Source organism: Leptospira sp. WS58.C1 (genome assembly GCF_040833995.1).
In the GTDB taxonomy this organism is placed as follows: domain Bacteria; phylum Spirochaetota; class Leptospiria; order Leptospirales; family Leptospiraceae; genus Leptospira_B; species Leptospira_B cinconiae.
This window is the reverse complement of sequence record NZ_CP162138.1, coordinates 21,734-45,174: the sequence shown is the minus strand read 5'-3', so window position 1 is coordinate 45,174 and position 23,441 is coordinate 21,734. Positions and strand designations below refer to the sequence as shown.

Sequence of the window (23,441 nt, the reverse complement as noted above, 5' to 3'; positions counted from 1 at the left end):
AATTAATCCGAGGAAAGATCTTCCAACAGGTCCCTTTGGCGGCGGATCAATTCGCTCAATTCTTCCTCTCCGATCAGTTTCGCGCCTAACAAGGCCAGATCGTACACGGAACGGGCCAATTTTTCCGCCTTCTCCGGATACACACCTTTGGAAAGATGTAATATATTTTTGAGCAATTTGGACTTACGGTTCAATAGAAGAGTATGATTCTTCAAAAAGTCACCGGGCTTTTGTCCATACATCTGGCCCATCTCCGCCAAACGCCTAAGATGTTCCGGCAGCAGGATCACGGAAGGAATATCCTCCGACTTGAGAGCTTCCGTTTTGATCTCCACGCCTTCTTTGGCGATCGCCTTGGAGAAAATTTCCTTCAGTCTATCTTCCGCTGTTTTGTTGTCTTGGTCTGCGAGATCAGGACTTGCTTCCTTATCCAAAACTTGGTCCGCAAGTTCCGAATCCACTCTCTGGAACTTCCAATCCGGATTTTTGCCTTCTAAAAATTGGAGGAAATGATTGTCTATTCGGGAATCGACAAGCAATGCTTCCAGTCCTTGGGACTTGAGAAGGTCCATATATACGGATGTCAGTTCAGCTTCTCCCGCATAATATATTTTACCGGAGTTCTTTTCCTTATTTCTCTCCACGTAATCTTCCAATTTCGTTAAATCACCGTTAGACGATCGGAAGAAGATGAGATCTTTTGCGGACTCGTAAAATTTCTCGTCGGTCATCATCCCATATTTAACGAATAAGGAGATCTCTTCCCAGTTCTTACGGAATTCGTCCGGATTTTTGGTCCATTCTTCCTGCAGTCTGTCGGAAACTTTTTTGACGATATGAGAAGAGATCTTTTTAACCAATGGATCGTTTTGCAGATAAGATCTGGAAACGTTCAGAGGAAGATCCGGAATATCCAAAGTCCCCTGTAGAACGGTCAAAAATTGAGGTACCAATTCTTTTGCTTCGTCGGAGACAAACACATGATTACAGTAGAGTTTGATCCCCATACGATTAGCGTCTAACTCGTGTTTGAGTCTTGGGAAATACAAAATCCCTTGCAGCCTAAAAGGATAGTCCACATTCAAGTGAACATGGAATAAAGGCTCTCCTGCAAAAGGGAACAGATATTGATAGAACTCGTCATACTGTTCCTTTTTAACGGAAGAAGGTTGTTCGCTCCACAATGGGGTTTGTTTATTCGCCTTCTCCCCTTTTACGTAAATAGGAACCGGAAGAAAATCGCAGTATTTGCGGATTAACTCTTTCAGTTTCCATTGGTCCAAATATTCTCCGGAATCCGCATCTAGATACAAACTGATCTTGGTTCCTCTTTCGGACCTATCACCCGGTCTTAGAGAGAACTCCGTACCTGATTCGCTTTCCCAAACGACGGGAGTACTCCCCTTTTTATAAGACTTTGTCTCAATCTTCACCTTAGAAGAAACCATAAAGCTGGAATAGAATCCCAAACCGAAATGGCCGATAATCTCGGTCTTATCCCCTTCCGCTTGGTATTTTTTTACGAATTCTTCCGCACCGGAAAATGCGATCTGGTTGATATAACGATTCACTTCTTCATCGGTCATCCCGATGCCGTTGTCTTGGACGGTCAAGATCCTAGCTTCTTGGTCGAAATCCAGATCGATCCTATAGTCGGTGCCGCCTTCAAATTCCTCATTCAAGGAGATTTTCCTAAGTTTAGCAATAGCGTCGCATGCGTTAGAAACCAGCTCTCTCAAGAATATGTCTTTTTCGGAATATAACCATTTTTTAATGATTGGGAAAATATTCTCCGTTTCTACGGAGATTCTGCCTTTTACTTCTTCGCTCATTCGGATTCCTCCTTCTGTATTTTATCAGACAACCAACGGGAGATCCTAAGAAGAGTTTCTCGGGAAGAAGGTCCCAGACTCTTATAGGTTTCGGTCAATGGGACCGTTTCGGACTTCCAACCCGCAAGAAGACTAGCCTCTTCCTCCGGCAATCCCTTGGTCATCACTGAATGTTTCAAAACAAAACCTCTTTTGGAACCTATCCAGAGGTCAAGTCGTTTCAATATTACTTCTGCTTGGTATTTTTTACGCAGAGTCAAAACCGCGAAAATACCTGCCCCAATCAATAGGGAAGAAAGAAGAATATAAACTGCCAGAAAAGAACCGCCCCGGCTTGTCGCATCCTCGGGAGCAATATCCTGTTTCGGCCTGGAAGGACCGATTTCCAAATCGGGAAAACGAAGAGAAACAGTTTCATATTTTCCCAAACCTGGATTGAAAAAAGTAAATTTCAGATCTTCCGGTTTCCAGATTCCTTCTTTTTTAGGTAGCACGGAATAATAATAAGAATGATTCAGATAAAATCCGAATTCTCCAGGGCCAAGCTCTCTAAAATCTCTTTGCTGCCTTGTTTGTAAAAAAGTGATCTCCGGATAACAAGGAGGGTCACATACACTCAATAAAGGATCTTTAATGGAAGAAAGATTTCCGTTCCCGGAAATGGTCAGCTTAAACTGAAAAGGTTCTCCTAAAAAAGCGGCTTTAGGATATTCTTCTAAACTTATCTTAAAATTACCGACCGCACCTTTAAATCCGGTCGGAGCAGGGGAAGGCAGATCCTTTACGAAAATTTTACTCGGGATCGTCTTAATACTCCTCATATGAAAGAAGGACTGCTGTCTTCCTTCCAAATGAAATACCGTGGAACCTAAAGAATATTCACCTTTTCTCAAAGGTGTCAGGATGAAAGTTTCCTTATTATAAACAGCCGTTTCGAATTCTATTCCTTCGTAAATCACCTGTTCCGGGATCAAAAGATTGATACCCGAAAGCGCCTCGCTCCTGAAATAAGGAAATTCGATGGAACTGGAAAAATCCCGATCAATATAAGGACGTATCGCGTTTCTGTAATATAGAGTGAAAAATCCCAGGATCGGCTCCCCTACCCAGACTTGTTCCTTGTTCGTTCGAAAAAGGACCTTCAAATCCCCATCTTCAGGACCATCGGTCTCTTCGCTGAAAAAATACCGATTCGAGAAAAAACCGGAAGATTTATTTGTAGTGGAACTTCTTGGAGAAATTTCCAAAGCCATCATTCCGGTCGCCACCTTTTGTCCATCTACTTCTACCTCTATTTCCGGGACGGAATAACGTCCGGGCGCAGAAGCTGTTAGCCTATACTTAATTAGTTTTTTACGATATACTTTGAAGTTTACTATGGTGGTGTTCTCTTCGGTTCCCCAGTAAACCGCCTTGATCCCTTGTCCGTTCCATTCTTTCTCGATCAATCGGACTTGAGCGCTGCCTTCCGTTTCTAGAATGATAAATACAGCGTCTCCCAGGTCCGCTCTGGTTTGGCTAAGATAAAATTTGGGACCTTGTGCAAATAAAGGCAAAACTCCTAATAATAAAAGAAGAAGGAAACGTTTCACCAGAACACCTCTTTGTTCCTAGAACCTGGGCTTCTTCTTTTCACCGGATCTAGATCCATGGACTCCATGATACGATCTAATTCGTCCTCCATCTTGGATCTGTTTTTATCTTTCTGATCCTTTCCGGCGCCGGACTTGGATTGTTTTTCCGCCTTCTCCTTCCCTTTAGAACCTTGTTTGGATGCGGAGGATTTGTCTTCCTTTTCCTCGGATAAACTTTCTTTGTTTTCGGAACCTTCTTTTCCTTCCGGAGGGGGAAGTTTACGCAACCATTCCAAATTTTTTTTAGCGGATTCTAAATTAGGGTTTTCCTTTAGAGAGCGAAGATAATGTTCCGCCGCTTTTTTACGATCTCCCATCTTTAGATAAGAATTTCCTAAATTAAAATGAGATTGTGCTCTTAAGGTCGAATCCTTCGAGTCAGCGGATTTTTCGAAATGACGGATCGCCTTGTCTAAGTTCCCGGATCTGTATTCACAATCTCCTCGATTGAATTCCAACCTAGGATCTTCCGGAAAATACGGATCCGCTTCTTTGTATCTTTCCAAGGAACTTTTATAATCTCCTTGCTCGTAGGAATTCTTACCCTCTTTGATCCGATTCCCTCCGGGATCTAATTCAAAGGTATAAACATCTCTCGACCAAAAAGAGAGAAGGAGCAAAAGAACAGGAGCTGCTTTTTTGGTAAGACCCACCAAATATTTTCCTAAGAACTCTAACACGAAAAAATCAAATAACAAAAGTAGAAGTGCAGGCACTAAAAATTTTTTAGCTCCTTCTGCCCTTCGTCCATTGCGGATCCTTTGTCCCGTGTTTTTTTCCATGGAGCCGATCCAAGATCTTATATCTCCAATTTCCGGAGTTTCGGAATCTAAAGATAAATATCTGCCTTCGTTCGCATACGCCAGTTCCTTTAAAAATCCTGGATTGGATTTAGAGATAATCACACCCGGAGAATTTTCATAAGGAGCTAAGGATCCGTCTCTGGTTAAAAATCCGTATACTCTAGAACCATCTTCCGAATATCCGATAGGCCCTCCTGTTGGAGTTCCTACAGACCAAACCCAAACCTCGGCCGGAAATTTTACAATCCCTGGAGAATCCATATCTTCTCCATCCGATATTAAAACTAAAATACGATTTCGTAATACTTGATTGGAGTTTAAAACTTCTTCCGCTTTTTTAAATGCGGACTTCAAATCAGTTCCTCTGTCCCCTACTATATCCACATCCAGACCTCTCACATACTCCGAAAAGGCGCGAATATCCGAAGTCATAGGACAATACACGAACGGAGAAGCGGCAAACACGATCATACCAAACCTGTTCCCGTTTAACTGGGGAAGAAGTCTTAGGATCGTTTCTTTCGCTCTTATGATCCGAGAAGGACGAGTATCCACCGATTGCATGGAAAGACTAACATCCACTAAGAACAGAAAGTCCACGCCTCTGGAGACCTCCTCTTCCTTAGACTTGGTAGATTCCGTTCGTTGGTATGCAAAATAAGAAAGATAGAAAACGGACGCAAGCAGCAAGATCCTTACAAAAACTATATAAAAAGGAGGGACCTTGGATTCTCTTGGCAGACCTGGATAAAACTTTTTCCAGCGACTCCAATAAAAATAGAATGCAAATTTAAACAAAGTGTAAGCAAAAAAGATCAGCCCAAGTGAGATCCAAAAAGATTCTAAAAAAGTTTCGCTCATACGTAATACCGAAACACCCAAGATCTCAAAAGTAGATCCAAACCTAAAAAAGCCAGGGCATAGGTCAGAAAGATTAAGGATTCCGACTCTCTCACTTCTTCCGGAGGTAAGATCAGAAGATCCTTTTCCAAAGAGTCGATGGATGCCAATACCTCCCGCAACTCACCGATATCTTCCGCTCTATAAAATACTCCTCCCGTTTTTTTGGAAAGTATATCCAAAATTTCGAAATTCACCTCATAAGATTGGTCTTCTTTTCCGATCCCTATGGAATAAATTTTAACTCCTACACCTTTTGCGATCTCCGTAGCTGTGACCGGATCTATACGACCCGTATTCGAAGCACCATCAGTTATGAGCACGATCACTTTAGATTTCGCAGGCGACCTTCGTAATCTATAACAAGATAGGATCAGTGCGTCTCCGATAGCTGTCCCTTGTTCCGGGACCGTTTCTTCCTCTGCTTGACTTAATATTTCTTCTAATACTTCCCTATCGCTTGTTAATGGTGATTGCAGATAAGCTCCTCCCGCAAATACTACCAATCCCAAACGATCATTTTCTCTTTTTCTAATAAACTCTTTGAGTAATTTTTTAGAAACTCCTAGACGGGTTTCGGGTAAGAAGTCCCTACTCTTGGACATTGAACCGGAGACGTCCAGTGCCAAAATGATATCCACTCCCTTGGTTTCGTCGGGAAGAAATCTATATCTTTTCCCGGGACCTGCGACTGAGATCACGAATATCGTTAGGGCAACGGGTCGAATTAATGGTGCAACCGAAGATAAAAACCGTTTTGCGGAGAAGGAACCGTATTGGACTTTTCCCGGGATCCTGAGTTCCATTCCCAAGGCCGGTTGGTTTTTCCAATAGGAATAGAATGTCCAGATCCAAATCGGAAGAATTAGAAAAAGATAATAAGGAGACTCCCATTCCGTCATTTGGAAAGCGCCTCCTTCCAATAATCCCAGGCCTTCAAAGCCTCGGAAGAAGAGATCTCCACTTCCTCTCCGGAATATTGCGCTTTACGGAAAGTATTCTCCCAATTTCGAACTTCCCCTTCTTCCAATCCGAATGAATCATAAATACGTTGGAATAATTCCGCTTCCGTTAGATGCGCAAATGGGGCATTCATTTTTTTCGCCATATTCTCCCGGATATAACCGGATAGGACCCTATAAAAGTTCCTGGCAAATACCGGAGGAGAATTGATTATCTCATCCAATTTACTTTCGTATATTAGAATTTTCTGAACCCAAGGATCCGCCTCCACAAGTGCGTCCATGGTCCTTTTGGATGCGGTTTGGTTTAAATACCAAGCGTAAAAGATCCCAAAACTCAATGCAGCCAGACCCGCAAGGATTGCTGCTAATTTCCAACCGTACTTCCCTGAGAATTCCAAGGGTGGCAGGATCTCTTCAGGGGTTTTGTCCTTCTCCCCCAGGGAAGAACGAACGTTAAGAATCGCTTCCGAACGGAATTCTTTTCCGTCCTTATCCTTCCAAATAATAGGAAGGGAAAATTTTCCGGAAGCGTAATACGAAACAACCAACTTGATCTTTGTGTCGGAAACTTCGGAAGTGATGACTTCGAATAACGGAAGATCCGGAGAATCCGGATCAGGATACATTCCCTTGGAAGGGAGTTCAGGATCCAGGACTTCTCCTTGTTGGAATTCCAACAAATATTCCGCCTGATCTCCTATTCCAACTTCTTTAGGTTCCCAATCTTCGTTCCAAGCAAAAGTCGGGGCTGCAAAAAGCAGAATGGAAAAATAAAAAGTATAGTATAAAAATTGAATACGATCCAAGGATCTACGACGGAACTGCCCCGCCTTCATGACATACTTCTCCAATATTCCAGAAGTTTATTCGGGTCCGTGTCTTTTCCTTCCAGTTCCAAACATCTGGACTTAAATAGAAATTCCAGATTTTTGCGGATACTCCCTCCCGCCGGAAAAGGAAGATTACCTGTTTCAGGATCTTTTAATAAAAAAAATTGGAAAAAACCTTTGGGAGCGGTTTCCTCCAAACTGTCCTTGAATCGTATTGCATGTAGAGTATGGAATTTTCTGAGTCCTGTAAGTTTTTTTAAAGAAGGAAGTCCGTGAAAATCGGAAAGTATATACGAATCGGTGTATCTTCTGATCCTGTTTTTTAAGAGTACGAACGGAAGTTTAGGATCCGTTTTTAGTTTTTTATGCGGATAAGAACGGACTTTTTCCAAAGCGGAGAGAGCTTCTGCCGTGTTACGAATATATCCCGTCTCCCATTCTAACTTGTCCGAATAGAGTAAGATCTTGGCAAGATTTCCTTTTCGTACATAAAGTAAAACTAATAGAGCTAAGACTTGAAAAGCATTCTCCGCCTTGGTCCATTCCGAGCTGCTCCAGTCCATGGATTCGGAAACATCCAGGAAAAAAACTCCGAGTCTTTCCTTTTCTTCGTAAAATTCCCTTACATGCAATTCTCCGAATCTGGAGGTAACATTCCAATCGATCAGTCTCGTATCATCTCCAACTGCATAAGGACGTACATCCTTAAAGTCGATTCCCCTGCCTTTCCTAGAACTTGTAGCCGTGCCTTGCCTATTCCGAAGAGAAAATCCTCTCTCTGGACAATCCAAAAGTTGGATCAGGCTTTGGTATTCTTTACGGAACATTTTAGTTAATTAGATCAAAGCACCTGGGTAGCGTCCGAAACGATCCGGACTACCGACTCGATCCCCACATCTTCGGAGATCGCTTCGAAGGTAAGTAAGATTCTATGACGAAGGATCTCAGGTAGAACGGCCTTCACATCCTCGGGAGCCACATAGTCCCTTCCCTCCCATAAAGCCTTTGCCCTGGATGCTTTTAGTAAGCTCAAACTTGCCCTAGGAGAGGCCCCATGTTTTACGTAAGGAAGAAGATCCGGCACTGTCTTTTCTTCCGGACGGGTATTTCTTACCAAACGAACTATATAACTTTTTAATTTAGGTTCCACATGCACTCGATCCACAAGGGAGGAGATTTTGAGAACATCTTTAGCAGTTGCAGTTTTTTTAATACGTTTCGGGCCGGTAGCGAGTCTGCCATGCTGTTCCAAGATCGCTAGTTCCTCGTCCATATCGGGATAATCCACAAGGACTTTCATAAAAAAACGGTCCATCTGTGCTTCCGGTAACGGATAAGTACCGTCTTGGTCGATCGGATTCTCGGTAGCGAGTACTAAAAAAGGCCTCTCCAAAGGAAAAGTATTGTCACCGATAGTGACCGTTCTTTCCTCCATACATTCCAAAAGAGCGGACTGTACTTTTGCCGGCGCTCTATTGATCTCGTCCGCAAGTAAAACTCCGGTAAAGATGGGACCTTTACGAGTATTGAATTCACCGTTTTTTGGATTGAATACGACTGTCCCGATCAGGTCGGCAGGAAGAAGGTCCGGCGTAAACTGCACTCTTTTAAAATCCAGATCCAGCGCCGATGACAAAGATTTTGCCAAAAGTGTTTTTGCAAGTCCAGGCATCCCTTCTAAAAGAACATGGCCTTGGCATGCTAATGAGATGAGTAGATTTTTTACTACTGCCTCTTGGCCTGTGATCTCTCCCGTCAGTTCCAGCCGGATTCGATCTAACGTATCTTTTGCAAATTGGATATCTGATTCGGTTAAGGGAATATTTTCACGATCTTTGGCAATGGATTCCATAGTATTTCCTATTAACGTTCTGCAAGCCAGCGGCCGGAACTATTTGTACCTTGGTAAGCGCCTTGGATTTTTTTACCGTCCAAATCTCCTGTATACGTTTGGGTGAAAGGTACATTGCTACCTATCTCGGAGCATCTTGCCCCAGCACAGGATCTCACAAAACGAATGGACTTCCCTGTGACCCGTATACCGGTCAAGATCTCGTTGGATCCTTTTCCCCAATTCGTAAAACGTAAAGTGGCTCCTATCCCTCCCGTCTTACGGGGAAAAATACTCAACACTCCCTTATGAATTCCAACTTGCAGCTTATAAGTACCTACAAAGGATTTCTCCGTGTCGCTCAAAGGGACCTGATCCGAGTTCAAACTTTGAGCATCCTCTAAAAACTCTATCTTCTCCACTGTTTCCAGAGGGATAGAAAAATCGGGGTCTTGCAATATTACATTTTTAGAATTTAATGAGACCAGAGTCCCTTCCGTAAACGACCCACTATAGGTCACCTTTGCCTGTCGATTTATGGAGCTACATCCTCGGACAAAATATCCGAGTAAGAAAAACAAAGGAGCAGCCACCAGTATTCCTAGGCTGATTTTTTTGAGATCATTATTAGTTATAATTTTTTCCAAGGCAAGGATTCCCTTTTTTCCATTCTGTATCCATGTTGGAATTCCAACATAGAACGGAGAAAAATTTTACGGATTAAGAAAAGAATTACTGTTAGTCGGAAGCCCGGAGAATCACCTCCAAACTTTTCGCACCAATAGTCCGTTCCGGGTGCTAAAAGCCTGAACCATTCGGAACAGGCTTTTAGAAATGACACAAGGGGTAAAGATCACTTACAGCCCTGCAGTTCCCCCATTTTAGGATTTTCTCTACCGTTTACGTAATATTTTTTACCCTGAGGCGTGGTCCAACAATCGTTTTTTTGGTTGGTTCCAGGCATTATCGGACCTTGCCCGATCTTCGCTCCGGACTCGTCGTACTCGACCGCAGTACCGTTTGCGGCGATTTCAAAGGACTTCTTGCCGTTTTTATAATATGCAAACGGGAAATCAGGCTTATATTTAGCCTTCAGCTCGTCCGCCTTTTCATCCATGAGCAGAAGGTCGAAAAGAAGTTTTCCTTTACCGACGATCGTTCCGTCCTTGTCATATACCTCTGCCGAACTCATCATCATTTCGTTCATCATGGTCCCTTTATACGCAGGATTTCCGTTGCTCCAATAGAAGGTCCATTCTCCCTTACGGGTATGGTCTCTCTGCCCTTCCGCGAATAGCTTTCCGTTTTTATAATATTCTTTCCAAGCACCAATTCTAAGGGATTTTTTTTCGGCCCCCGCACCTTTTGGAGCGTAGTTACCTTCGGACTGGGGAGATCCGTTCTCGTAATAGTTTTTCCAATAACCCGTTTTTAGGTCGTCCGAATTATTTCCTTCGGAAGAGACAGTATTCCCGTCTTTATGATAATTCGTTTCTTTACCGCTTTTTTTGCCGTCTTTGAATTCGATTACGGATTTTTTAGCTCCATCTTCATTATAATAATCTTTCCAAGTCCCTACTTTTTTATCGTCCGCGTAAGTGCCTTCGTCACTCAAGATTCCTTTGTCCGTTTTAGACCAGTACGGTCCATTCTTCTTGTCGGCTTTGTAAATCGTACTTTCAAGTTGTGTCCCGTCTTTCGCGAGTTTTTTCTCTTCACCTTCTTTTAATCCGGCAACATAAGGAGTTTCTCTTAACGTTTCTCCTGTTTCGTACAATGTTTTCCAAATACCTTCTCTTTTATCGTCTTTGTAATCACCTACACGAACCAGAACCGAGAATTTATTCTTTTGAAGATCTTCCTTCTCCACATATTCTTTCCAAGCGCCGTTACGTTTTAATTTTTTGATCTGATCCGGAGTCAAAGCGCTGACTTGATCCGGAGTACAAGGTTTACCGGCGCACTCCAGCTTGACCGGACCTTCTGCCTTTAAATTGAATGTTTCTTTGAATTTTTCTACTCTGATATTCGGCTCTAAAATTTGGAACTCGGCCGCTTTGCCCTTATTTTCAACGACGCTCGTCGAAGAACATCCGATCAAAAGAGAAATTGAAACCGCTGTGGATAGAATTTTTTTCATGGGTTCGCCTTTTGGGGAAAATCTAACGAAGCAAAATTAAGGCAGACAATTCTTCTCGTCAACCTCCTTTCCCAGTGTCCGGCAAATTGACCTTACAATTATCAGTAAGATAGATAAAAAAGAACAAAGGGGGCGCGGGTCCGCATGAGAAAAAGAGCTTTTACAATTTTAGGTCGCACGGAGTTCACAGAGGCCACGAAGTGATTGCGGTGTTTGAATTCCAACAGCCCAATTCAAACTCATTCTATCTCTGTGCGCTCTGTACGAAACTATCTTACGAAAAATAGAGAATGAAAGCCGGATTACTCTCCCGGATATCTCATTCTTAAAAAACGTAAGAATGGACGATAACAGTCCACAGCCATATGACCGCTGTCCGCAAAAGTATTACACTCGTAGTCGGGCGCTTCCGCCATATCGATGATAGGGATCCCGAACTTTTGGTTGATGGGACGTATCCTGTCCCACCAAGGAGCCGGGATATTCAGTTCTTTCAGAAGTTTTTCCAATGGTAGAGAAACTTCCGGACGGACCACCAAAGTAGGAACTTTTTCTTTTGTCACTCTATCCAGGATCTTTTCGTAAAAGGAAAATTGCATTTCGGAGGGTGAATATTTAGGGTAGATCCAACCGATCGTACGGATGGAACTTGCTTCCAATTTGCCGAAGTCCTTCTCCATAAAACCGCCGGCAGGAGAGATCGCATTCCCCTTGTCTCGATGCAGAGATTCTATGGTCAGTTTTTTGATCAGATCCGCTTGTTCGAATTTTTTATTTGTAAGGTGAGAATATACATTCGTCAGGTACGGCTTGTTCTTACTCACTCCGAAGAAATAATTTCCCAGATAATAGTTTACGTTTTCCTTACCTAGGTCCCATGCATTGGAAAGAACGAATCTAAGATCGAAACTATTCGCTAAATTCGATTTTTTGAATGTAGTACTGTTTGCATTAAATTGGAAAGGATCCGCTTCCATAACCAGAAAGTCCGGCTTGACGCCCGCTTCGAATAATCTTTCGAGAAAATAGAGATAATAGGCGGGAGTGGTCACCGCAGACGAAAGATTATATACTTCCCAATCCGGATAGAAGTCCAGGATCTCCTCGTTCTTGAAATACAACATTCTGGAAGAGCCCATTAGAAGTACTAATTTTTTATCGGACTTCTTCCCCGCGCTCTTGCCGAACTTGGAGATCATCTCCTCTAAGAGATCCTGCTTAACGTCGTAATAGATATAGGTTAATTCTACTTTTACGTAGTCTCTGACCTTATCCAAAAAGAACAATTTATCTATGGCAAATATGAATATAAAAAGAAGTACGGGATAAAATAGAAACGGATGGGTGAAAAAATTAATTTTTTCGTTCTGCGGACGTTCGTTCTCGGACACGAACTCAAGACTCCCCGGTGAACCGGGGATGTCAATAGATTATATCAAGCAGTTGCGAGAGTTTCGGTAGCTCTGCGGCGTTTTTGAAGATCTGTCAGCCATTCTTCGGTGGCTTTGCAGTATCCTACCAAACGTTTTACATGCATACGCCGCTCGGGATGTAGGATCTCCCTCGCTTCGCGGACGATCTCTTCCACTATTTTGATATGAAAGGAGAAGTGGCTGGTAAATAAGTTAAAGTATTCTTTGTCTGTGGTGAGCCAATTTTTGGATTGGATATCATTAAAGAAGTTTTCCATCTTAGTGATATCTGAGTCGAATTCGGAATCGTACGGAGAGTTTAAAATCGAAATCGTATCCGTGATATCCGTAAGACTTTGGAAATAAGAGTCTAGTTCTGGAAAGTTCACTGTATACCGCCTTGAAAAGCAGCTCGCTAGCCTTGGTCTCTCATGGAGAAAAAGACCGCGAACACCCTATAATCGGGGCTCTAATGTCATCTTTTTTTAGGGACCCGAGAGTTCAAGCGGAAAATAAAAACAAGATCCTAGGTTAATTAGAACCCTTAGTTCTTCCTGAGATACTGTAACAAATGCATACTTTCTTCGTCCCAGCCTTCGGAGGCGGCCTCGATCCAATGGTCGAATTTTTCTCCTATAGGATATCCTGAGTTAGTGAGTTTAAGAACAGTGGAATCTCCGTCTTTTTCGAACTCTAATTTGAGTTCTATATCACCTGCGGGATGGTCTTGCCACTGAAGTATTAACTCTTGGAAAGGAACTATTTTTTTATAAATACCCGTAGACGTAAGTTCTCCTTCAGGCCCTAGATTCCAAGTCCAGGAAAAAGTACCGCCAAGTTTAGGACGCCCTGTCACCTTATCGGCTAACCAATGAATCAACTCTTCGTTGACCGTGACGGCACTCCAGACTTTTTCCAAAGGAAAATCATATTTGAATTCTTTAATAATACTTCTAGTTTCCATATAGACTTCAGTCCTTTAATGAAAGTCCTTATAAAGTTTTTTGTATAATACCTTTTCCAAAAACGAAGGAGAAATATTCCTCATCCATTGAACGAACCACCCGCTCTTATCCATTACCACAAGCCTTGAATTTGGATCCTCGATCGCGAGGATCATCTTTTCTGCAACTTCCTCCGGAGTTTTACTCTTTCCGGAGTAATGGGGTTCTCCCAGTTTCTGGCCGTCCCCGTCTATACCGCTCGCTCTTAGATTTGTCTTTGTATAAGGAGGACAGAATATGATAAAACGCAAACCTTCTTCCGAAAGTTCTATACGCGCGGATTCCATAACGGCATGTAATGCGGATTTGGAAGAAGAATAAGCGCTTCTTGCAGGTATCCCGTATAGCCCACTGACTGTAGACGTAACCATAACCGCCCCTTTATTCCTTTTTAAGAAGGGAAGAAGTCTCATTGTAAGGAAGACGGGGCCGAAAAAGTTCACTTCAAACGCTTTCCTAAAAGCTTCAATTTGAGTTTGATCGAATCTGGAATGAGCGGTTATGCCGGCGTTATTAAAAAGAACATCGACGCCGTCTGTCAGTTTCGCCAACTTAGCGACGGCTTTATTGATCTCTTTTTCGGAAGAAAGATCCGCTTGGATATGGAAAATTTCAGCAGGTCGTTTTTCCTTCTTCTTGGAAATTTTACGAACTAACTCCGGTTCCGATCTGGAAAGATTGATAATCTTGCAAGGAACCTGGGACAAACTTTCTAATAAAGCTTCTCCTATCCCCGAAGATCCTCCGGTAATTACGATTGTCTTGCCTTTCCAAAGATCTGTCCGCATCGAACTTATTCTTTTATTATGTACGGCCTATTCAAGGATTATTTTCAGCGTTAATTCGGCTGAGAAGACCCGACTGAATTGGATTCAACCTCATCCTGGATCAATCTTGCTTCTGCACGAAACGTAATATAAGACCAAACCCAAGTGATAAAGATGGAGATCTTATTCTTAAATCCTACCTGATAGAAAATATGGATGAATAACCAAACTACCCAGCCGAAAAACCCTCTCAGTCTGAAACGTCCGACCTGGGCGACTGCATCCTGCCTCCCGATAGTCGCCATACTTCCTTTGTCTAGATAATGGAAAGGTTTTCTTTTTTTAGATTTCAGATCCCCGCGAATCAAAGATGCAACATACCTACCTTGCTGCATTGCTACCGGAGAGACTCCAGGTAAAGGTTTTTCCAAACCTTTGGAATAATTCGCGATATCACCGATAACAAAAACTTCGGGATGACCTTCCACATTGCAGAACTCATCCACCATTACTCTTCCCATCCTATCAGTAGGAACTCCTAAGGTAGCTCCTATAGAATTTGCCTGCACTCCGGCTGCCCAGATCACGGTAGAAGAAGGAATTGTTCTTCCTTCTATCTTAACTCCGTTCTGATCTATTTCGAGGACTTTGGTTCCTGTTAAAACTTCCACTCCCCTTTTTTCCAGACGAATCTTCGCAAACTCGCTTAACTTAGGAGCGAATGAGGCAAGAAGCCTAGGAGACGCCTCGATCAGAGTGATCTTTGCCAAGGCAGGATCGATGGTATGGAATTCGTTTCGAACGATCTCATGAGAAAGTTCCGCGATGGAACCGGCAAGTTCCACACCTGTAGGACCTCCACCGATAATTACGTAATTTAAATGTTTTTTGGCTACTTCCGGATCTCCCGCTAGTTCCGCTTGCTCGAAAGAGGTTAAAATTTTAGTGCGAATAGAAAGTGCGTCTTTAAGGGACTTTAATCCGATCGAGTATTTTTTCCAATGATCGTTCCCGAAATAGCCCGATTTAGCACCCGCGGCCAATATTAAATAATCGTAATCTTCTGTATGCCCTTGAAAATGGACTTTTTTAGCCTGGATGTCCACCTTCTCCACTTCTCCCAAATAGACCGTTACGTTCTTTTTGTCCCCGATAAGGGATCTGGTCGGGATCGCAATGTCGGCGGGGCTCAATACCGCAGTCGCTACTTGGTATAATAACGGTTGGAACAAATGATGGTTTTTTTTATCGATGGCGATGATTTCCAGATCTTCTTCTTTGGATAATTTTTTGATCGCCTGCAATCCCCCGAAACCCACTCCGATTACTACTACTTTCTTTTTTTCACCCTTAGGCATTCTTTACTCCATTTTTACTCAAGACGTATTCCAGAAATCCTTCCGACGCCTCGAAAACGATCTGGTGAACTTCCTCGAAGTCCTTCAAAGTTCCATAATACGGATCAGGAACCTCGGATTCCTTTCCTTGGCCCTTCTGAAACTTTCGGAACAAATGAATTTTTTTTCTTTCTTCTTCATTCGAAGCGAGTGCTCCCAGATCTTTATGGTTGGATCTGTCCATCGCCAGAATAAAATCGTAATATTCAAAATCGGATCTTTTAAATTGTCTCGCCTTATGAGTGAGTTCTATTCCCTTCTTACGGGCTGTTTGCCTGGTCCTGGGGTCGGCCAATTCTCCGATATGGTAGCGAGAAGTTCCGCAGGAATCCACTTCAAATAAGGAAGAAAGGCCCCTCTTCTCCAGAAGATCGATAAATGCACCTTCCGCCGCGGGAGATCTACAGATATTCCCCAAACATACGAAGAGGATCTTGTAAATATTTGAAGAATCTGGAGTTCCTACCATAACCAAAAACCTTTATCTAGGCCCGATCTTTTCCCATAAAAACTCTGGGATCGATTTCATCAGAACTCCGATCAATGCCCAAGGAAACCAAGGCACAGTGGCGGATCGAACTCCTGACTCTATCCTATCGTAAATTTTTTTAGCGCCCTTTTCTGCGGAAACAAGAAAAGGACGGGATTTCAGCTTTTGATTGATCGGCGTATCGATAAAACCGGGATGAATGACTGTGACCTTCACACCGAATTGTCTGACTTCTCCCCTAAGCGCTTCCAAATATGTGGAAACTGCGGCCTTAGAAGTGGAATAACTTGCCGAACCTGGGAGGCCTCTAAAAGAAGCCACGGAAGAAATTCCTACGATCTGTCCTTTTTTTTGTTCTCTAAAGATCGGCTGCAAAGAGGAAATGCCAGCCATGAGTCCGATCAAATTTGTATCGATCACCTTCTTGTCAGCTTCGAAACTTTTTTGACCGAACGAAGAGTTGGTAGAGATACCGGCATTCGCAATAAATAGATCCACTCCTCCTAACTCCTTAGCGAGTTTCGGAAGTACTTTAAAATTATCTCCCGATTCGGAAACATCCAAAGAAGCCAAGATCACTTTACCTCCTTTTTGAAAGGAGCGGATCTCTTTTGCAAGATCCTCTAAAACTTTTTTTCTTCTGGAAGTGATCGCTAGATCATGGCCTGCTTTTCCGTATAAAAGTGCAAGCTCTCTGCCAATACCGGAGCTAGCTCCCGTAATAATAACTTTTTTCCTATCGGGACCTTTGGACATAAATGAAACCGCCAAGTAATTCATTAAATTGGTTTACCCCTAGGTGGGAAAAGAATTATTTTGCAAGTATTGTATAACAAACCGGAAAGTTAGGAGTTCCTACCCGACTCCGTATAACCCCGAACCAAAATGCGAAATCTACAAGAAGAACTAAAAGAAAAAGAAGAAGAAATCCAAAAACTCAAGGAACTGCTGGAACTCTATGAAAGAGTTTCCAAGCTGGGAGAAGAAGAACTACTAGCGGCGGAGCAGACCTTAAACGCCCACGAAACGACTGCAAATCTCGCCAGAAACGAACTTATAGAAATGCGGGACCGGTTCAAGGGTCTCGGCCAGATCAACTCCGAAAGAAAAACCGCGATCTTAGAGATCGTAAACGATAAGGAAGCTCCTCTTCCTAGTCTTGCCAATAAATTCGAAGAAATGGGAAAGAAAGACGATTATTTCTACTCCGACTTCTTCAGAATTATCGCAAATTTGGATCTACCTGAATCCGAGGCAAGGTCGCTGTGGAAAGAGATCTATTCCCATGCCGAAGGTTTAAGCAAACAATTAGGCAGAAGTATGAACTTCGTAGTCGCCCTTCTAGATTATATTTACCTAAAGAATCGACTGATAGAAAACCCGAAGATCGTGGACATCTATTCCTTTGAGGAGATCATTCTTAACGCGGTCATAGACGAAGGGACAGGGATCTATAATAGAAGATATTTCAATCTGGTCCTAAACAAAGAGATCACCAGAAGTAAAAGATATAATAGAAATTTCTGCCTATTCCTATTCGACTTGGACAATTTTAAGAAGATCAACGATACCAAGGGACATTCCTTCGGGGATGATATCTTAAAATTGGTGGCCGGAACTCTGATGTATGCCTTCCGAACGGAAGACATCAGCTGTAGGGTCGGAGGAGAAGAATTCGCCGTCATTCTTCCCGAAACCGGTAAAGAAAACGCGAAAGTAGCCATCGAAAGGTTCCGAACCTACTTGCGTAATTCCTCTAAAAACGATTTTGGAATAGAGGTCACCGTATCTGGCGGGGTCGCAGAATATCCGGGAGATGCGGATGAAAGTAATCGGTTATATTCTTTTACGGACGCAAAATTGTACGAAGCGAAAGCGGCAGGCAAAGATCGGATAACCTACGTCTGATCACTTATCGTCTATCTGATATTCGATTTCTTTTGTAGTAATTTCGTTCAGTTTAGAGATCAAAAGTTCGTTCGTATTCGCCAATCGATCCGCTAAGATCCTGACCATCTTAGCGGCAAATTCAGGATTTGCGATCAGGTATCTTTCCAATTGTTGTTTGGATTCCACCGCAACCATTTCCGTATCCATCACAGCTCTTGCAGTCGCAGTCCTCGGCTTAGCCCTGAACAAGGCCATCTCACCGAAAAAATCTCCCTTTTTCATCAAAGCAAGACGAGTGGCCGAGTTTTTATGAGTAAAAAATATTTCAACTGTCCCGGAGATAATGATGTACATCGAGTTGTTCAACTCGCCTTCTCGAAAAATAATTTGTCCGGCCTGGATATTAATTTTATTCATGAATTCCTAACTTTCGAATTAGACCGAAACATCTAAAAATCCGGTCCGTCCTATTTGACTTAGAAACATTTCGTTTCCTAACCGACGGATCGGGATCCGAAAGCTCTCAGAATATATCATCGGGTTAGAAAAGACAATCTTTGAGCCAATTCCGGGAGAAGGAACTCCCCTCCCCTATTCGATTTTCCAGGAAAGACCAGCGCAGAGAAACCGGCGAGCTAAGTTTAAAATTATGTCACATTGTAGATTTCGAATACAATTGGGGGGGGGGCGGCCCCACTCGCTATTGCTCGGGTCGCGCTGCTTCGATTTCGTTTACACTCATCCGGGCAAAGCCCGGACTAAAGATCTACGCATCGCTGCCGCGACAGTACCCGCAAAAAGAATCTCAAGATCAGGACATTCCGTTCTTAAATCTAGGATCCTGGACCACGCCTGACTCACGTATCTCGGACAAAGAATTCGCATAAGCAACTAAGATTTTCAGAGCGAATACACTTCTTTCTCTGATAAAACTATCTTCCGGAGAAACAGGCTCGCCGCCATTGATGAGATGTTCCACATCCCTGAAAATCAAATGTTCCGGAATATAGCAGATTTTAGTATTTTTATAACTGCTTGCCCTCATTTCATTGATCGGAAAAGCGCCACCCCTACCGGAAGAAACGGAAACAAGGAGCCCGGGTTTATGACCTAACTGAACAAGACCCGCATGAAGGAAAAAATTCTTAATAGCTGGACTCGCCATACCGCCGTATTCAGGAGTGATAAAAACGAAACCTTCCGAACTTTTTAAATTTTCATCGATAGGTTTCCAGAAACCGGACCAGACCTTATCGTTGCTTGTCTGAGTGGAATCATAAATGGGAAGAGGATTTTTTCCGAGATCTAATGTCCAAGTTTCCACGGACATTTCTTTCAATTTAGAATTTAAAAATTCACCTACTTTGGAGGATTGAGATTCTTTTTGCTGGGAGCCAACGACGATTCCGATTTTCATTCTATTCCTTTATTAGAAACCCGAGGCGGATATAAAAACCCGCCAAAACGGTAGTATGAGAACAAGATCAAGAGCCTTCACGTTTTCTCCAACGAGAAAAAAAATGTCTTAGCTCAATCCGTATTTTTTCTTTAGGGTGGAAAGTTCTCTTAGGAAAGATTCCCTATTCTTGACGGTCAAAGGTTTCAGGTCCAAGGTGATTCTTTCACCGGGTTTACGGGGTGAAATCGTTTCACCCCCCCGGCCTTCTTTCTTTTTCAGTAGTGCTTCCAGATTTTTTACCGAAAGATCGTTCCCACTTTTAAGCAATTCCGAAACCGATCTTTGGTCCAATCTCGCGATAGAACTCAATTGTTTTACGTATCTTTCCGTATAACCTAGGATTTTGCCCACTTCTTCCGCGGTTTTTTTTCTTTCCTTTCTTAAAAACTGGATCGCCCTTCCTACTTCCCAGGGATTCAGACTTTTACGCTTTTCATTCTCAGCCAAAGCCATCTCATAACATCTGTCTTCGGAAGCCTCGGTCTCTACAACCGGAATGGATTTCCAACCTATTAGTTTTGCAGCTTGGAACCTTCTTTCTCCTGCAACTATTTGGAACTTCTTACCTAACTTGCGGACAACGATCGGCTCTATCAACCCCAAACGTTTCATCGATTCGACAAGATCGCCCACATCCTCTCTACCGAATACCCTAGGTTGTTCCGGGTTCGTAATTATATCCGAAAGAAGTATTTCTTTTTTGAGGGATTCGTCCCCACCAAAAGCTGTCAGTAAATCCAGCCCCGCAAAATCAGCTCTTTTTGCCATTCGCTCTCCTCATCACTTCTTCCGCCAAGGTGGAAAACATCTGCATCGCCTTGGGATCATATTCGGATAAAAGTTTCCGTTTTGCTTGGGACTGAGGGATTGCTTCCCTTCTATACACCACTGAATCAAATACCGGAAAGTATTTCCGGACAGTTTCCGCTAGCCCCGAAAGTGCTCTTGAGTCCTCATACTGATTCAATACAGCGCCCAAAAGTCCAAGACCAGGATTTGCTTTTTTTCGGATCTTTTCAATCGTCCCGTGAAGATCTTTTAGGCCCTGCACACTAAATGCACGAGTCTGGATCGGGACCAAAACAAGGTCCGCAGCAATTAAGGCATTCTCAAGGATTAAGCCGAGAGACGGAGGACAATCTATTATAATATATTCATAAGAAGAACGGATCGGCAACAAAGCTTCTTTCAAAAGGTCGAAGTCGTCTCTCTCGTATGGAGTAGTAAAATTTGCCAAATGAATGGAAGAAGGGACCAAATCCAAACCCGGAGCAAGATTTACGATAATTTCGGAAACGTCTACTTTGGATTCTCCCTTATACCCGAGAGTATGAAAGACGGATTTGTCCGCTTGGCCCACGTACAACTGAGTGATATTCGCCTGAGCATCCCAGTCCAAGAGTAAAACTTTTTTACCCGATTTTGCCAACGCCTCCGCAAGACAGATAGAAACCGTGGTTTTACCTTCTCCACCTTTTTGATTAGAAACCGCAATAATGACCGATTCGTAGGAATGTTTTATTTTTTTGGAGAAGTACTTATCCAAAACCTCAGTCTTATACTTGCCCTTATTGTCTTTGGGCAGGGACCATTTTTCGGCCTTCTCCAGGAACTCATCTTCCGAACTTAAAACGTATTCGGAGAGGACTTCTTCCACACTTAAAACTTTGGCTTTCACTTCAGACCTTGACCCTGTTAATAGATCAGGGGCTAGACCGAATTTGTCAAGAAAACCTATGTCTCATATAGGTTTAAGTGCGAAAAAACCGAATTGAAACGATAGGGGAGGGGAGAATGCTAAGGTTTCTTCTCGGAAAAGGAATTCCGCTAGGGATGAAATCATTTCACCCCTGTTTTAGGACGAAATGAAAATTCAAATTCGAATTATAGCCACATTATTCTGCCTGTTTGCCACGACGGCGCTACTTGCCGACGAGCCCGAATCTCCTAAAGAGATAAAATCCGAAACAAAAATCCCGATAGAGGGGACTTCTCAAACGAAATTCCAGGCAATTCTATCCGAATGGATGATCCGAAGTTCCATCACAGGGATCTATGGAGAAAATGGAGGGCAACATATTTTCGAATCCGGCACAAAGTATCCAAACCTTTCTGGCCTGAAAGCCGGATCCAGGATCACCTATAATAGAGAGTTCGAATACGGAGGTATAGGTTTAAAACATTGGTGGGAGACATGGGAGATCAATCTAGAATACAGAACTACATTTAAGAACAAGAGGACGGGAGAAGGAAAGGACGAGGACTTCTTTTTGGGAAGTGTGAGCCGTGAAAATGGGAACAAGATCGATTTTCAAAACCTAAGTTTTTACGATACTCCGTATACGTTCACAGGGACGCAAAACTTTGCGGACGGAAGAGGAAAACTAAAAATGAAAGACGATAGGATCGGTTTCCTTGCCAGAAAATATTTCGGCGGCGCAAACCCCGATCCCAGAAAACCGGGCTCCGGTCTTTATCTCACAGGTGGGGCGTATTATACGTACTATAAATATTATCTATACGACGTGATACAATGGATCGCCACCTCACCTGTGACGTATGGTCCGATCGGAATAGGACTCAGCTACTCCATTTCCACCTGGGAAATTCCTTTCGGATTCGGTTACAGATATTCCGATGGGACTTGGATGTTGGAAGCAAGTATTTCCGGAAATGTTTGGTATTCACATTTCAGGGACTATCATTATCAAAGAAATTTAAACTTCATCGGGGATACGTCAGGCTATGGACTAGAAACGCATTTAGGCGCAGGGTATATTATGCCTTCTTGGCTATTTTTTATAAAATTAACGGAACACAGATTGTATGGAGAAGGAAGTTTCCAGACTTTCGGAGGTTTAAGTAGAGACGATATATTGTCCAATTATTCGGGAAGATACAGAAACTACCTGAGCACAAAACAGTTCTCAGTCGAATTACAGGTTAGCCACTTTTTATGAAAAACAAACTACTTCTGATCAACTTGGGGGGACCAAGAAATGCTGCAGAAATCCCGAAATTTTTAAAAGATCTTTTCGAAGATCCATTGGTATTCGATCTCCCGCTCCCTGAATTTTTCAGGATCAGACTTGCCGGAAAGATCGCCGAAAAAAGAGCAAAAAAAGTAGAAGAGACTTACGCTTCTATGGGATTCGGAGGAGGCTCCCCTCTTGTTTCCGAAACGGAAAAACAAGCGGAAGGTTTAAAAAAACTTTTAGAAGAATCCGGAGAAAAATGGGAAATCAAAACTGCAATGTGCTGCGGGTATCCGGACATCAGAGAACTCCCTTCCGAATGGACCGATCCGAAAGAAGGAGTGGTACTTCTGCCCTTATACCCTCATTTTTCCAGATCAACAGTACTATCCACAGCCATGCTATTGGAAAAACAATTAGGATATTGCCCTGCATCCAATCCGCTTTGGGTCAGGCCATTCTCCGACAGAAAAGAATATTTAGAATCCATCAGAGACTTGATCTTGGATTTTTTCCAAGGTAAACTTCCGGAAAAAGATTTTTTACATATAAAACAAGAACAGATCCCCGACTGGCAAAACTTGGACATCGTATTTAGCGCGCATGGGATCCCCCTTCGTTTAATTAAAAAAGGCGATGTATATACAAAAGAGATCGAAAAGAATGTACAAGCACTCACTTCTCTCTTAAGAGAAAAAGGTTACCAAGGACAAATTCATTTATCGTACCAGAGTAGGGTAGGGCCGAGCAAATGGACCACTCCTAACACCTTGGATAAGATCCAAGAGTTAGGACAAAAAGGTATAAAAAGGATCGCAGTCTATCCGATCAGTTTTATCAGCGATCATCTGGAAACATTAGAAGAGATCGGAGTCCAGATCCGAGACCATGCTTTTCAAAATGGGATCTCCGATTATTATAGAATACCGGCACCAGGGATTTATCCTGCATTCTTGGAGGCGCTCGCAAAATTCGTATTCGAAGCTAAATATTCCGCGCAAAAAGTCGGGCACTTGAGTTGCCTTTGTAAGGCTTCCGGCGGATGGGATCCTAAGAAGGAAAAAGTAGCTTGCGATTGTTTTTCTTAAATCCCTTGTCCAATTTCTCTAAAC

General features: G+C 42.8%; 23 protein-coding genes and 1 pseudogene. 3 read left to right on the top strand and 21 right to left on the bottom strand.

Annotated elements, in window-relative coordinates:
* Positions 1-2: 2 nt before the first annotated feature.
* The 17 genes and pseudogenes from htpG to AB3N61_RS17200 all read right to left on the bottom strand — a co-directional run bounded on the left by htpG (position 3) and on the right by AB3N61_RS17200 (position 16,761).
* Positions 3-1,832 carry a molecular chaperone HtpG gene (htpG, locus tag AB3N61_RS17275; RefSeq protein WP_020770092.1) on the bottom strand — a complete coding sequence of 610 codons (1,830 nt, stop codon included), beginning with the start codon at positions 1,830-1,832 and terminating at the stop codon, positions 3-5.
* Complete coding sequence (locus AB3N61_RS17270; protein WP_367899278.1) at positions 1,829-3,424, bottom strand: BatD family protein; 1,596 nt, start codon at positions 3,422-3,424, stop codon at positions 1,829-1,831. The genes htpG and AB3N61_RS17270 overlap by 4 nt, the downstream gene beginning before the upstream one ends.
* On the bottom strand, positions 3,421-4,119 hold the full coding sequence (gene batC / locus AB3N61_RS19025) for a TPR repeat-containing protein BatC (protein ID WP_369750160.1): 699 nt from the start codon (positions 4,117-4,119) through the stop codon (positions 3,421-3,423). The genes AB3N61_RS17270 and batC overlap by 4 nt, the downstream gene beginning before the upstream one ends.
* A gap of 15 nt (positions 4,120-4,134) precedes the next feature.
* Positions 4,135-5,130 (bottom strand): annotated as a pseudogene (batB, locus tag AB3N61_RS19020) (VWA domain-containing protein BatB); the annotation flags it as partial.
* Complete coding sequence (gene batA, locus AB3N61_RS17260; RefSeq protein ID WP_367899277.1) at positions 5,127-6,071, bottom strand: VWA domain-containing protein BatA; 945 nt, start codon at positions 6,069-6,071, stop codon at positions 5,127-5,129. The gene batA and the pseudogene batB, both read right to left, overlap by 4 nt.
* A complete protein-coding gene (locus AB3N61_RS17255; protein WP_367899276.1) occupies positions 6,068-6,970 on the bottom strand; it encodes an LB_053 family protein in 903 nt (300 codons plus the stop codon). The genes batA and AB3N61_RS17255 overlap by 4 nt, the downstream gene beginning before the upstream one ends.
* A complete protein-coding gene (locus tag AB3N61_RS17250; protein ID WP_367899275.1) occupies positions 6,967-7,791 on the bottom strand; it encodes a DUF58 domain-containing protein in 825 nt (274 codons plus the stop codon). The genes AB3N61_RS17255 and AB3N61_RS17250 overlap by 4 nt, the downstream gene beginning before the upstream one ends.
* Positions 7,792-7,805: 14 nt before the next feature.
* Complete coding sequence (locus AB3N61_RS17245) at positions 7,806-8,816, bottom strand: AAA family ATPase (protein ID WP_020770069.1); 1,011 nt, start codon at positions 8,814-8,816, stop codon at positions 7,806-7,808.
* Between the two features lie 11 nt (positions 8,817-8,827).
* Entirely contained in the window at positions 8,828-9,442 is a 615-nt protein-coding gene (locus AB3N61_RS17240; RefSeq protein ID WP_052005223.1) for an LIC20036 family protein, read from the bottom strand.
* A gap of 206 nt (positions 9,443-9,648) precedes the next feature.
* The gene (locus tag AB3N61_RS17235; protein WP_367899274.1) at positions 9,649-10,935 is read right to left on the bottom strand and encodes an LIC20035 family adhesin; all 1,287 of its coding nucleotides are present in this window, start codon (positions 10,933-10,935) and stop codon (positions 9,649-9,651) included.
* Positions 10,936-11,237: 302 nt separating this feature from the next.
* Positions 11,238-12,326: a DUF1574 domain-containing protein gene (locus tag AB3N61_RS17230; protein WP_367899273.1), complete on the bottom strand. Its 1,089-nt coding sequence runs from the start codon at positions 12,324-12,326 to the stop codon at positions 11,238-11,240.
* A gap of 44 nt (positions 12,327-12,370) precedes the next feature.
* Complete coding sequence (locus tag AB3N61_RS17225) at positions 12,371-12,736, bottom strand: hypothetical protein (RefSeq protein ID WP_020770129.1); 366 nt, start codon at positions 12,734-12,736, stop codon at positions 12,371-12,373.
* Positions 12,737-12,891: 155 nt separating this feature from the next.
* A complete protein-coding gene (locus tag AB3N61_RS17220) occupies positions 12,892-13,311 on the bottom strand; it encodes an SRPBCC family protein (RefSeq protein WP_020770105.1) in 420 nt (139 codons plus the stop codon).
* Positions 13,312-13,326: 15 nt separating this feature from the next.
* Entirely contained in the window at positions 13,327-14,139 is an 813-nt protein-coding gene (locus AB3N61_RS17215; protein WP_020769976.1) for an SDR family oxidoreductase, read from the bottom strand.
* A 50-nt stretch (positions 14,140-14,189) separates the two neighbouring features.
* Positions 14,190-15,476, bottom strand: coding sequence for an NAD(P)/FAD-dependent oxidoreductase (locus AB3N61_RS17210; protein ID WP_020769952.1), 1,287 nt, complete (start codon positions 15,474-15,476; stop codon positions 14,190-14,192).
* Complete coding sequence (locus AB3N61_RS17205; RefSeq protein WP_020770123.1) at positions 15,469-15,984, bottom strand: low molecular weight protein-tyrosine-phosphatase; 516 nt, start codon at positions 15,982-15,984, stop codon at positions 15,469-15,471. Before AB3N61_RS17205 ends, AB3N61_RS17210 begins: the two co-directional genes overlap by 8 nt.
* A 12-nt stretch (positions 15,985-15,996) precedes the next feature.
* The gene (locus AB3N61_RS17200; RefSeq protein ID WP_036089864.1) at positions 15,997-16,761 is read right to left on the bottom strand and encodes an SDR family NAD(P)-dependent oxidoreductase; all 765 of its coding nucleotides are present in this window, start codon (positions 16,759-16,761) and stop codon (positions 15,997-15,999) included.
* Positions 16,762-16,890: 129 nt separating this feature from the next.
* Between AB3N61_RS17200 and AB3N61_RS17195 the strand changes: the two genes are divergently transcribed.
* On the top strand, positions 16,891-17,913 hold the full coding sequence (locus AB3N61_RS17195) for a GGDEF domain-containing protein (RefSeq protein ID WP_020770048.1): 1,023 nt from the start codon (positions 16,891-16,893) through the stop codon (positions 17,911-17,913).
* Here AB3N61_RS17195 and AB3N61_RS17190 read toward each other — a convergent pair whose 3' ends face one another.
* The 4 genes from AB3N61_RS17190 to AB3N61_RS17175 all read right to left on the bottom strand — a co-directional run bounded on the left by AB3N61_RS17190 (position 17,914) and on the right by AB3N61_RS17175 (position 21,032).
* The gene (locus AB3N61_RS17190; RefSeq protein ID WP_036089790.1) at positions 17,914-18,312 is read right to left on the bottom strand and encodes a cyclic nucleotide-binding domain-containing protein; all 399 of its coding nucleotides are present in this window, start codon (positions 18,310-18,312) and stop codon (positions 17,914-17,916) included.
* 394 nt (positions 18,313-18,706) lie between these two features.
* The gene (locus AB3N61_RS17185) at positions 18,707-19,312 is read right to left on the bottom strand and encodes an NADPH-dependent FMN reductase (RefSeq protein ID WP_367899272.1); all 606 of its coding nucleotides are present in this window, start codon (positions 19,310-19,312) and stop codon (positions 18,707-18,709) included.
* 108 nt (positions 19,313-19,420) lie between these two features.
* Positions 19,421-20,122, bottom strand: coding sequence for a ParB/RepB/Spo0J family partition protein (locus tag AB3N61_RS17180; protein WP_367899271.1), 702 nt, complete (start codon positions 20,120-20,122; stop codon positions 19,421-19,423).
* Positions 20,106-21,032: a ParA family protein gene (locus tag AB3N61_RS17175; RefSeq protein WP_020770072.1), complete on the bottom strand. Its 927-nt coding sequence runs from the start codon at positions 21,030-21,032 to the stop codon at positions 20,106-20,108. Before AB3N61_RS17175 ends, AB3N61_RS17180 begins: the two co-directional genes overlap by 17 nt.
* A gap of 187 nt (positions 21,033-21,219) precedes the next feature.
* Here AB3N61_RS17175 and AB3N61_RS17170 point away from each other — a divergent pair, with 187 nt between their 5' ends.
* Positions 21,220-22,314, top strand: coding sequence for a putative porin (locus AB3N61_RS17170; RefSeq protein ID WP_367899270.1), 1,095 nt, complete (start codon positions 21,220-21,222; stop codon positions 22,312-22,314).
* Positions 22,311-23,417: a ferrochelatase gene (hemH, locus tag AB3N61_RS17165; RefSeq protein ID WP_367899269.1), complete on the top strand. Its 1,107-nt coding sequence runs from the start codon at positions 22,311-22,313 to the stop codon at positions 23,415-23,417. Before AB3N61_RS17170 ends, hemH begins: the two co-directional genes overlap by 4 nt.
* Positions 23,418-23,441: the final 24 nt, after the last annotated feature.